9 protein-coding genes are annotated in these 8,237 nt (G+C 44.4%); 8 read left to right on the top strand and 1 reads right to left on the bottom strand.

The genetic code is table 11. The annotated features are described in order from the left end of the window. Nucleotides 1–184: 184 nt before the first annotated feature. Nucleotides 185–547, top strand: coding sequence for a hypothetical protein (locus HMPREF0671_RS11240; protein WP_036900738.1), 363 nt, complete (start codon nucleotides 185–187; stop codon nucleotides 545–547). An 82-nt stretch (nucleotides 548–629) separates the two neighbouring features. On the opposite strand, the gene kbl is transcribed toward HMPREF0671_RS11240, so the two are convergent. Then, a complete protein-coding gene (gene kbl / locus HMPREF0671_RS11235) occupies nucleotides 630–1,820 on the bottom strand; it encodes a glycine C-acetyltransferase (protein ID WP_036900736.1) in 1,191 nt (396 codons plus the stop codon). A 194-nt stretch (nucleotides 1,821–2,014) separates the two neighbouring features. Here kbl and HMPREF0671_RS11230 point away from each other — a divergent pair, with 194 nt between their 5' ends. The 7 genes from HMPREF0671_RS11230 (at nucleotide 2,015) to HMPREF0671_RS11200 (ending at nucleotide 8,209) form a co-directional block, all read left to right on the top strand. Continuing rightward, the gene (locus tag HMPREF0671_RS11230; protein WP_036900730.1) at nucleotides 2,015–2,968 is read left to right on the top strand and encodes an NAD-dependent epimerase/dehydratase family protein; all 954 of its coding nucleotides are present in this window, start codon (nucleotides 2,015–2,017) and stop codon (nucleotides 2,966–2,968) included. A 272-nt stretch (nucleotides 2,969–3,240) separates the two neighbouring features. Next, nucleotides 3,241–3,735: a flavodoxin FldA gene (gene fldA / locus HMPREF0671_RS11225; protein ID WP_036900727.1), complete on the top strand. Its 495-nt coding sequence runs from the start codon at nucleotides 3,241–3,243 to the stop codon at nucleotides 3,733–3,735. A 55-nt stretch (nucleotides 3,736–3,790) separates the two neighbouring features. After that, on the top strand, nucleotides 3,791–4,156 hold the full coding sequence (locus HMPREF0671_RS11220; RefSeq protein WP_036900725.1) for a DUF2023 family protein: 366 nt from the start codon (nucleotides 3,791–3,793) through the stop codon (nucleotides 4,154–4,156). 602 nt (nucleotides 4,157–4,758) lie between these two features. Next, complete coding sequence (locus tag HMPREF0671_RS11215; RefSeq protein ID WP_036900742.1) at nucleotides 4,759–6,219, top strand: ATP-dependent RecD-like DNA helicase; 1,461 nt, start codon at nucleotides 4,759–4,761, stop codon at nucleotides 6,217–6,219. A gap of 14 nt (nucleotides 6,220–6,233) precedes the next feature. Continuing rightward, the gene (locus HMPREF0671_RS11210; protein ID WP_052053035.1) at nucleotides 6,234–6,761 is read left to right on the top strand and encodes a TlpA disulfide reductase family protein; all 528 of its coding nucleotides are present in this window, start codon (nucleotides 6,234–6,236) and stop codon (nucleotides 6,759–6,761) included. Next, entirely contained in the window at nucleotides 6,752–7,393 is a 642-nt protein-coding gene (locus HMPREF0671_RS11205; RefSeq protein WP_036900722.1) for a SprT-like domain-containing protein, read from the top strand. Before HMPREF0671_RS11210 ends, HMPREF0671_RS11205 begins: the two co-directional genes overlap by 10 nt. 9 nt (nucleotides 7,394–7,402) lie before the next feature. After that, the gene (locus tag HMPREF0671_RS11200; protein WP_036900719.1) at nucleotides 7,403–8,209 is read left to right on the top strand and encodes an RNA methyltransferase; all 807 of its coding nucleotides are present in this window, start codon (nucleotides 7,403–7,405) and stop codon (nucleotides 8,207–8,209) included. Nucleotides 8,210–8,237 lie beyond the last annotated feature (28 nt).

Below are 8,237 nucleotides of genomic sequence, written 5' to 3'. Positions count from 1 at the left end.
CAGAATCTATATTTTATGACTATATAAATGTTGCAATCTGTAATTATAATATTGATTCAAATCAATAAAAGATGCTGTTATCGCAAACAATTTGATAAATTGGTTGTGGAAAAGGGCGGTCTTGTTATCTTTGCAATGTCAAAAGACAAAGGATAATAACAAAAATTAGAAAGGTAAAAAGATTATGAAGAAGATTGTTTTGACTATTGTAGCCATGCTAAGTATGACAATGGCTTTCGCAGAAGGAGAGAATACAAATGCAACTAACACTGTTGCTGCTTACAATATGAATGTAAACTTTAATAAGTTGGCTGATGCTTTGAGCCTCTCAATCGACCAGCTTGACGGTGTAAAAGACATTCATAAGACTTTCGCTGTAGAGATGATGAATGCTGCCAACGCTCCTGTTAGCGACCGTAAAGTCATGAAGGATAAGGCTATCGCAAAGGATTTGAAGTATATGCACTACGTTTTGGATGAGGGACAGTATCGCAAATACCTGATGTTGCTGAACACTACACTTAACAATCGTGGCATCAACAACTAATAAATAAAGGAAAATAAAAAGCTGCAAGCTTTCTAGTTACTAGATTGCTTGCAGTTTTTATTTTTATACGGTAGGGTAAATACTAGGCCTTTAATGCGCCTAATTCTTTGCCAACCTTAATAAATGCGGCTATACATTTGTCCAGTTGTTCGCGGTTATGTCCTGCCGAAATCTGTACACGGATACGTGCTTGATCTTTCGGAACGACCGGATAGTAGAATCCTGTTACGTAGATACCTTCCTCTTGGAGCTTAGCTGCATATACTTGAGAGAGTTTAGCATCGTACAACATCACTGCGCAGATAGCGCTTTGGGTAGGTTTGATGTCGAAGCTGGCAGCTATCATCTTATCGCGGAAGTACTCTACATTTTCCACCAAGCGGTCGTGTAGTTCGTTACTTTCCTTGAGCATCTTGAACACTTCAAGGCTCGCGCCAATGATACCGGGAGCTAATGAGTTGGAGAATAGGTATGGACGACTACGTTGGCGTAGCAAGTCGATGATTTCTTTTCTACCGGTTGTGAATCCGCCCAATGCTCCACCAAAGGCTTTACCCAGTGTGCCTGTGTAAATATCTACACGACCATAAGTGTTGAAGAATTCACTGACACCGTGCCCAGTAGCACCTACCACACCTGCAGAGTGCGATTCGTCTACCATTACCAAGGCGTCGTATTTCTCTGCCAAATCGCAAATCTTATCAATAGGAGCTACGTTTCCGTCCATAGAGAACACACCATCGGTCACGATGATACGGAATCTTTGAGCCTGAGCTTCCTGCAAACATTTCTCCAATTCTTCCATATTGGCGTTAGCATAACGATAGCGTTTAGCCTTACACAGGCGTACACCGTCGATAATAGACGCGTGGTTCAATGCATCGGAGATAATGGCATCTTGGTCGGTAAGCAATGGTTCGAACACACCACCGTTGGCATCGAAGCATGCAGCATACAAGATAGTATCCTCAGTCTTGAAGTAATCAGAGATAGCTGTTTCCAGTTCCTTGTGTATATCCTGTGTTCCACAGATGAAACGAACCGAAGACATGCCGTAACCTCTCTTATCCATCATCTGCTTTGCCCCCTCAATGAGGCGAGGATGGTTAGACAATCCCAAGTAGTTGTTGGCGCAGAAATTTAATACTTCCTGTCCTTTTACGTTGATAGCGGCCTGTTGTGGGCCTTCAATCAGTCGTTCTTCTTTATAAAGTCCGGCCTCTTTAATCTCGGCAAGCGTATTGCAAAGATGTTCTTTTATTTTTCCGTACATATTACTATTAGTGGTATTAAATATGGTTCAAAGGAACAGATAATTTTCCTGATATGGAAGTGTTTTTTGTTATTTTTGTTTAAATGGTCTTCCAAAGGTTATTATTTAGAAAAAATCTCTTCGCATTCTCAAAAAATAGCATTTACTTTGCAGCGTAAAACTTAAATAGATCATAGTTAAAAGTAATCTAGGCAATGAAGAATATTTTGGTTGTAGGTGCCACAGGCCAGATTGGGTCTGAACTTACAATGGAGCTAAGAAAACGTTATGGTAATGAACATGTAGTGGCCGGTTATATTCCCGGTGCCGAACCCAAAGGCGAACTAAAAGAATCCGGTCCTTCGGCTATAGCCGATGTTACGCGTCCCGACTTGATTGCTAAGGTTGTAGCCGATTATCATATTGATACCATCTATAATCTTGCAGCGTTGCTCTCTGTGGTAGCAGAATCCAAGCCTCGATTGGCATGGACTATTGGTATTGATGGCTTATGGAATATCCTCGAAGTGGCTCGCGAGCATCATTGTGCAGTTTTTACACCTAGTTCTATCGGCTCTTTTGGTACGAATACCCCACATGTGATGACTCCTCAAGACACCATTCAGCGTCCACGCACCATCTATGGAGTGTCTAAGGTGACAACAGAGTTGCTCAGCGATTATTATTTTAATAAATATGGTGTTGATACGCGTGCCGTTCGTTTCCCCGGTATCATCTCTTATGTTACTCCTCCGGGTGGTGGTACCACCGACTATGCAGTCGATATCTACTATTCGGCAGTGCGTGGTGAGCGTTTCGTCTGCCCAATAGGCGAGGGCACATTGATGGATATGATGTACATGCCCGATGCTTTGAATGCAGCTATCAGCTTGATGGAGGCCGACCCTACGCGTCTTAACCATCGCAATGCATTTAATATTGCAGCCATGAGCTTTGCTCCTGAGAATATCTATGCGGCTATCCGTAAACATAAACCCGACTTTGAAATGGTGTATGATGTTGACCCGATGAAGCAACGTATTGCCAATAGTTGGCCCGATAGTATGGATGACTCTTGCGCACGCAGCGAGTGGGATTGGAAACCACAATACGATTTGGATTCCATGACGGCGGATATGTTGGAAAAACTAACAGCGAAATTACTTTAATCATATGAAGTGCGATACCTAAGTATCGCACTTTTTTATGCCTAATATCTCATTGTTGGTATTAAGCTGGCAATTCATGTCGCTTTAGAAAGCCCTTGGTAACAATTGTGTCTATCTATCATTGGTAGTCGACTGATAATTTTCATAGTTAGACTTTCATATTATCACTATTTATAGGTATTTGGTAAAAACACTATTTCTAGGTATTGCAAGATATGTGGATTGGTATTAACTTTGCAACGTTGAGTTTTGAATAATAAAAAATAAAAGATATGAAAAAGACAATCGTAATTTATGGTTCCTCTACAGGAACATGTCAGAGTTTGGCAGAGACCGTTGCTAGCAAGCTAGGTGTAGAATCTTTGGATGTCGCTAATTTGACAGAAGACGTATTGAAAGAGAATGACAACCTCATTTTGGGTACTTCTACATGGGGCAGTGGTGAACTGCAAGATGATTGGTACGATGGTTTGAAGATACTAAAGGCTGTCGATTTGGCTGGTAAGACGGTTGCTCTCTTCGGTTGTGGTGATAGCGAATCGTATGGTGACACATTCTGTGGAGCAATGAAAGAACTCTACGATGCTGTTCAGGATGCCGGTGCTACCGTTGTTGGTGCAGTGTCTACCGATGGTTATACATTCGATGATAGTGACGCCGTAGTCGATGGCCAGTTCATTGGATTGGCTCTTGACGATGTCAACGAAGACGATAAGACTGAAAGTCGCATTGATGCTTGGCTTGAAAGTATCAAGTCTAGCCTATAATAGAAAAACGAAATTAGACGATTAAATATTTACGACGATAAGTAAGAGGAATAGCATGCAGCAGACTGAGTTGATACCAGCCGACATGAAGGTACTGATGAATCATATCTATGAATATCAGAAAGGAGTGCGCCAAATGGTACTCTTCACTTTCAACAAGCGATATGAACAGTTTGCACTTCAGCGCCTTGAACGTCACAATATCAGCTACATTGTACAACAGGTAGACGGTACTCGACTTAATCTTTTCTTTGGTCGCAAGGAATGTTTGGATGCTATTCGTCTTTTCGTCACTCGTCCGTTGAGCCAACTTACGCCCGAAGAAGACTTTATCTTGGGTGCCATGTTGGGCTACGACATCCGGATGCAGTGCGAACGCTATTGTCAACGCAAGTGTAAATCGTGCAAACAAGCACAATAAGACAACACAGAGATTAAACTATACAAGTCTTGTAAGTGTGGAAGTAAGGAGAAGTCAAGAGGAGTTAAAACCTCATAGAGGCTTGGAGTCAACAGACATTTGTCCATTAACTCCTTTTGCTATTCTAGCGCCTGTAAGGCGTTTTACTCCTAATAACTCCGAAGTAGAGCTTCATTATGAGACTTTGATTAAATGAGATAAATCTTGTTCGCTAAATAAAAATTCATAATGTTTTTGTATAATATGTAATAGGGTGGCTGTGAAGCTACCCTTTTATGTTTTTATGCTATGAGTTTTGCTTTTCTCTTTTATGCTCTATAGTGCAAGGATGAATTCCAGTCCATCTCACAACCTAAGAACTTATCAACTCAAAGACTAACTAACTCATCTCCCATTTCATCCTCCCCCCCCTTTTTGGGGAGGGTTGGGGTGGGGCTATAAGGGGCGGAGAGAGGTTGCTGCAAAGCTTTCGCAATATTGCTGCCTTGCCTATGCAGCAATGCTGTTTGGTTTTTGCAGTCTTGCTGCACTGCCTTTGCAGTGAGATGAGTGGTTTTTCTTTGCCAATTCAGAGTAATTCTCTATATTTGCAAGAACATTGTATGATTAGCGACGAAATAAAATATGAGATAGTTCAAGCCTTTGGTTTTGAACCCACAGCCGACCAGTGTCATGCGCTCAATGTGTTTGCTCAATTCCTTACCGACCGCTCTCCTGAAGCCGTCATGATACTGCGTGGCAGTGCCGGAACGGGAAAGACGAGTCTGGCCGGAGCCATTGTGCGCACGATGAAGAAGCTGAAGCAACGTGTATTATTGCTGGCTCCGACGGGGCGTGCAGCCAAGGTGTTTGCGCTCAATAGTGAGCATGAGGCTTACACCATTCATCGTCGCATCTATCGGGAGAAGGTTTATGAGGGGCTTGATGGGCAGTTCAACCTCAATCGCAATACGTATCGCGACACGCTTTTCATGGTCGATGAGAGTTCGATGATAGCTAATCAAGGCCTCGGAGATAGTAGCTTTGGTTCAGGAAGATTGCTCGATGACCTTGTGAAGTTCGTCTATGAAGGGCAGAACGACCGTCTGTTACTTATCGGAGATAAGGCTCAGCTGCCCCCGGTGGGCGAAATTGAGTCACCGGCATTGAGCGCTCAGCAATTGGCCGGTTATGGATTGCGTGTATATGAGTGCGATTTGGACGAGGTGTTACGACAGAGTAGTGAGAGTGGAATACTCTATAATGCCACGACTATTCGCCGAATGATAACGCTCGATACGGCTACCACGATGCCAAAATTGCGCTTCCAAGGCTTTGCCGACATCGTGATGGTACCGGGAAATGAACTGGTAGACGCGTTAGCGAGTAGCTATAGCCATGTAGGAATGGATGAGACCACGGTGATAACGCGTAGTAATAAGCGTGCCAACATCTACAATCAGGGTATTCGTGGGAGCGTGCTTGACCGTGAAGATGTACTGAATACGGGCGATTTGCTGATGATAGTGAAGAACAACTATTACTGGGTAACCGAGGAAAATGCACGTGCTGTTGAGGGCGAGAAGTGCTCGATGTCGTTCATAGCCAATGGCGATAGGGCGGTAGTATTGAAGGTTCGCAATATTCGCGACCTGTATGGATTCAGCTTTGCCGACGTTTTACTGCGCTTCCCCGATTATGATGATTATGAGATGCAGACCACGGTGGTGCTTGATTCGTTGACAACTGAATCGCCGGCACTGACACGTGAGCAAAACGAACGGTTGTATCAAGGTGTGATGGAAGACTACGCCGACCTCTCGACGAAGACTGCTCGGCTCACAGAATTGCGTAAAGACATTTATTTCAATGCCTTGCAAATCAAATATGGGTATAGCTTTACGTGTCATAAAGCGCAGGGCGGACAGTGGTCGCATGTGTATATAGACCAAGGATATATGCCCGACGACATGCTGACGCCTGATTATATACACTGGTTGTACACGGCTTTTACACGTGCAACGGAGAAGTTGTTCCTTGTCAATTGGCCGAAATCGCAGATAGAAGAACAGATTATAAAATAGAGATTAAAGATAAGATGATGATGAAGAAAATGTTGATGGCGGCCTTGATGCTGCTTTCTGCGGTAGGCGTGAAAGCGCAGACTGCAGTCGTAGACGAAGATGTGCAGTACGCAACCGAACTGTTGAAGATAGGAACTGTGGCTCCTACATTTAGTTTAAAACAACCCGATGGCACGATATTTCATTCCACTAGCTTGAAAGGAAAGATTGTCGTACTTGATTTCTGGGCTTCTTGGTGCCCAGATTGCCGTAAGGATTTGCCCCGTGTCGTGAAACTCTGGAATGAGTATAAAGACTGTGTTGCATTTGTAGGAATCTCTTTTGATACCGATAAAACGAATTGGGAGAATGCTATTAAGAAGTATGGACTGGGATATATTAACGTCAGCGAGCTGAAGAAGATGCGCGAATCGGCTATCGCAAAGGCGTATGGTGTGCACTGGATTCCGTCTACTTACATCCTAGATAAGGATGGAAAGGTGGTTCTAGGTACTGTGATGATAGATAAATTGGAAAAGACTTTGCGAGAATTATGCAAGTAACCTCGGAGTGGATGGGGAAGTGGTTCGACCGTTTCAACCATGAATATTTCGGTGGAAAACTCCCTCGTCCGCTATTGGGGACATCGAAATCACGCACTAGGCTGGGTACGATGTCGTGTAAACGAGCCACACGGTGGGGCAAGACGCGTTATTATGATTTCGCTATCAAGCTCAGTAACTATTACGATCAGAGCGAGCGTGAGTTTCAAAACGTGCTGTTGCACGAGATGATACATTATAGTATAGCCTATACCGGATTGAAAGATACGGCACCACATGGTGTTGTTTTTAAGAGCATGATGGATGCTTTGAATCGACGGTATGGGTGGGAAATACGTATTACAAGTCGTCGACGGGAGGTTGCTCCACGCCGAATGGTTGAGAAAGAGCGACTCATCTTGGCTGTGGAACTGGCTTCCGGTGACCGTGTTCTCTCTGTCGTGAATCCTCAATATGCCCAACGGCTGGATGCTGTGGCACGTAGAATACACGACTTTAGCAACTATGGGTGGTACACATCTACCGATGCCTATTTCCAAGATTTCCCACAAGTGCGTAGTCTTCGTGGTCGCAGGGTAGACCAAGATACGTACGAGAACAAACTGGCCGAGATGAGACAAGTGGTTCTATAAATTCAAAAGATGGCAATAATAGAAATAAAATCGCTGACAGAACCGGGTGTTGAGGTGTTCTCAACGCTCACTGAAGCGCAGTTGCGGAGTCGAAAAGACCCGCAAAATGCGGTATTTATAGCTGAAAGTCCGAAGGTTATTAAGGTGGCATTGGATGCTGGATACCAGCCTGTTTCTCTGCTTTGTGAGCGTCGACACATCATGGGTGATGCGGCAGAAATTATCGAACGCTGTGGCGATATACCTGTATATACGGGCGACCGCGAGTTGTTGGCCCAGCTGACGGGCTACACTTTGACGCGCGGAGTGCTTTGTGCCATGCGTCGCCCGCATGCTTGTAGTGTGGAAGAGGTGTGCCGTGGTGCGCGTAGAATCGTGGTAATAGATGGCGTTGTAGACACGACGAACATTGGAGCTATCTTTCGTTCGGCCGCAGCATTGGGCATTGATGGTGTCTTACTCACCACTTCTTCTTGCGATCCGTTGAACCGTCGTGCCGTGAGAGTGTCTATGGGCTCGGTATTTCTCGTGCCTTGGACATGGTTGGAATCACCCGTTAGCAGTCTCAACGATTTAGGCTTCCGCACTGCTGCAATGGCTTTGACCAATCAGTCTATCCCCCTTGGCGATCCAAGACTCACCGATATACATAAGCTAGCCATCGTGATGGGGACGGAAGGAGATGGACTTTCGCGCGAGACTATCGCCCAAACCGACTATGTAGTACGTATCCCCATGTCGCATCATGTGGACTCTCTCAATGTGGCAGCGGCGGCTGCTGTCGCCTTTTGGGAGCTAAGGATCAAGGAAGAGTAGTTTTCTTTCTTGGTAATACAAATAAAAG

It is taken from the genome of Prevotella sp. S7 MS 2 (assembly GCF_000762865.1).
Classification (GTDB): Bacteria; Bacteroidota; Bacteroidia; order Bacteroidales; family Bacteroidaceae; genus Prevotella.
Note: the sequence above shows the minus strand (reverse complement) of the source record. Positions and strands in the feature narration are given on the sequence as shown.